A 2,713-nucleotide genomic window follows, 5' to 3' on the forward strand; every position below is an offset into this window, starting at 1 on the left:
CGATTAGTGAATACTTGGTACTTATATTACATGGATACTTTATGCTCGAAGTTTGGAACGATGTACTAATTATTCATTAAAATCATCAACTTGATATTTATAAAAACAATTTAGAAACACCAAACATATTTTATAGAAATGGATATTGAACACTTTCTAGACATTTAGCCCTGAATTTTTAATTTGACAAAAAAATCACAGATGCCAATATTATGACACTTGGTTAGACAGTGGTGTATCTGTTGTCATGTATTACTTGTAGCGTAGCAAATATGGTTCTCACGGATAGAAAAGAGTTTCTCAAATGCATCTCGGTTGATACCGATCTGCAATACATTGCAAAGTATAAAGGGTTAACGCTAAAAAGCGTCTACCAACCCATTTTTGACCACGATATGTCTCAGGTAGGCGTTGAAGCCTTAGTTCGTATTTCTGATAGTGATGGTTCTAATATACGCCCCGACCACTTTTTTCATTCAGAGCAAACTAACGCTTGTGACAAGATTAATGTTGAGCGTTTAAGTCGCGTCATACACATACGTAATTTTTCTCAGTCAAATATTCGCGAGTTGCAACTGTTCCTTAACGTACTACCTAACGTTGGTGAGCTGTTTGCCACAGAAAACATTTCTGACAGCCTATTGGCTAAACGCCTCCAAGAGCTCAGCCTCTCTAACGATCAAATCATCATGGAATTGGTCGAGCTTGATGCAGAGTGTGACTATCAGCTAAAGCGAGCTGCACAAGCCCTATCTGATAGCGGATTTCAAATAGCCGTTGATGATTTCGGCACGAACGCTTCAACCGAAGAACGCGTAATGCACATCACCCCCAATATATTGAAAGTAGATCGCTCATTAATGCTTGAGTTTGAAAAAGGTAAAAGCGAACAAATTAATGTCGCACTGCAACTGGCTAAACGCATCGGTGCAAAAACTGTAATCGAAGGCATTGAAACTCAAGAACAATTCGACATGATGAAAGAGCTAGGGTTCAATATGTATCAAGGCTACCACTTGGCCATGCCGATGCCTATTCAGCTAAACACCCAACAGGCCGTTTAACTGAGTCGTTTCGCGCATAACATCGTTATCATTCTGTATCGTTTAGATACTAAAAGGCCAATAGTTAAATAACTACTGGCCTTTATATTATGGCTCGCTCAATGTGACGCTTTATATTCACATTTTGGTTTAAAGAACCCGCTAGAAGAACTCAATAGAGTTTCGACCACTTTTATCATCACGCTGTGGCTTCGGTGTATCTTGTTTCTTTTTCGCTTTTGCTTTGTTCTCTTTCTTTGGCTCAGCCTTTGCGCTTAGCTGACTAGCCTTTGTCTTTTTAGGTTCAGCGTGTTTCTGTTCGTTTCTCTTAGACTCTTGCTTAGTTTTATTAGACTTTTTGCTTTTCTTAGCATTTGGATCCGTTTTAGCCGCTTCTTTCTTCTTCGGTTTATCTTCAACTTCTTGAACAGGTTGATCACAAACGACTACGTAGTACTCTTGGTTAAATTCAAAAAAATCGCCATCGTACATTTTACGACGTTTACGCGTTTCTAATTCACCGTTAACCGCTACATAACCTTCTGAAATAATGTGTTTAGCTTCACCGCCACCGCTGACTAGGTTAGCAATTTTAAACACTTTATAAAGCTCTATAGGCTGYGAGGACACATCAACACCTAGCGCTTCAATCTCAATTTCTTCGCCTTCTTCGACTTGTTCGTAGCCTTCAAAATCTGCGTCTTCGTAATCTTCTTGGTTCATTTTTACTTCTCACTGATAACCCTGCGCGCAGTGTAATACCTATGCGCGTAAATAACCATGCCCTATACTTCTATTTAAATGACTATAGCTGTTTCATAGCATCGACTACAGTTAATTATAGTCCTTAGATATTGGAGCTTTATGCGCCGTTTTCTCTTGATATGGATATTGGGAGCAATACACTCTCACGCTAGTGAGCGTATACCTGTAGTCGTGTACGCTGATGACGCTTACCCACCATATAGCTATGAGGTTAACGGTGTTGCTAAAGGTATTTACGCTGACATCTTGCGGATTGCATTTAGCAGGATGCCTAACTACACCGTGTCCATTATTCCTGTGCCATTCAAACGCGGGCTCAAAATGCTGGAAACAGGCAAAGGCTTTGCACTCTACCCCCCCTATTTTTATGCCAATAAACGGTCATACATTTCCCCATATTCGACTGCGATACTCGATGAGGAAGTGGTCGTTTATTGCAATCAACACAAGATAAAGAGTATTCGGAACCAACCTATATGGCCTGATGACTTCTTTGGAATGACCATTGGGATCAATGAGTCATTTTCTATTGGCGGAGATGAGTTCTGGCAAGCCGAAAAAGACAAAAACATTAATGTAGAGCCCGGTAGAGATAATCGAGAAAACGTACTCAAACTTAGGGCTGGTCGAATTGATTGCTACATCAATGACAAATTGTCCATTCAGTGGGAAGTGAAACAGTTAAAAGAAAGTGGAGACCTAGACGAAGACACAGCTTTTCACCTGAGTGTTAATGTCAGTTCTGAACATGGCTACTTAGCTTACTCTGGAATCAATGAAAATCACTTTCCTTATAAAGCGGATTTCGTCGAAAAGTTCGACACTGTTATTCTAGATATGATCAATAATGGTGAAATACAATTTTTGCTCCGTAACTACGCCAATTAATATCTGTTGTCATATAT

3 protein-coding genes are annotated in these 2,713 nt (G+C 39.7%); 2 read left to right on the top strand and 1 reads right to left on the bottom strand.

Going from position 1 to position 2,713, the window contains the following annotated elements; translation table 11 throughout:
* The first annotated feature begins 272 nt into the window (after positions 1 to 272).
* Positions 273 to 1,064 (top strand): EAL domain-containing protein, encoded by a 792-nt coding sequence (locus tag L4C33_RS21310; RefSeq protein ID WP_428814395.1) that lies wholly within the window; start codon positions 273 to 275, stop codon positions 1,062 to 1,064.
* A 141-nt stretch (positions 1,065 to 1,205) separates the two neighbouring features.
* On the opposite strand, the gene L4C33_RS21315 is transcribed toward L4C33_RS21310, so the two are convergent.
* A complete protein-coding gene (locus L4C33_RS21315; RefSeq protein WP_428814393.1) occupies positions 1,206 to 1,766 on the bottom strand; it encodes an RNA-binding S4 domain-containing protein in 561 nt (186 codons plus the stop codon).
* Between the two features lie 141 nt (positions 1,767 to 1,907).
* Between L4C33_RS21315 and L4C33_RS21320 the strand changes: the two genes are divergently transcribed.
* Positions 1,908 to 2,696, top strand: coding sequence for a substrate-binding periplasmic protein (locus L4C33_RS21320; RefSeq protein ID WP_428814394.1), 789 nt, complete (start codon positions 1,908 to 1,910; stop codon positions 2,694 to 2,696).
* The last annotated feature ends 17 nt before the right edge of the window (positions 2,697 to 2,713 follow it).

Origin of the sequence: Vibrio makurazakiensis (assembly GCF_050337375.1) — a bacterium.
Classification (GTDB): domain Bacteria; phylum Pseudomonadota; class Gammaproteobacteria; order Enterobacterales; family Vibrionaceae; genus Vibrio; species Vibrio makurazakiensis.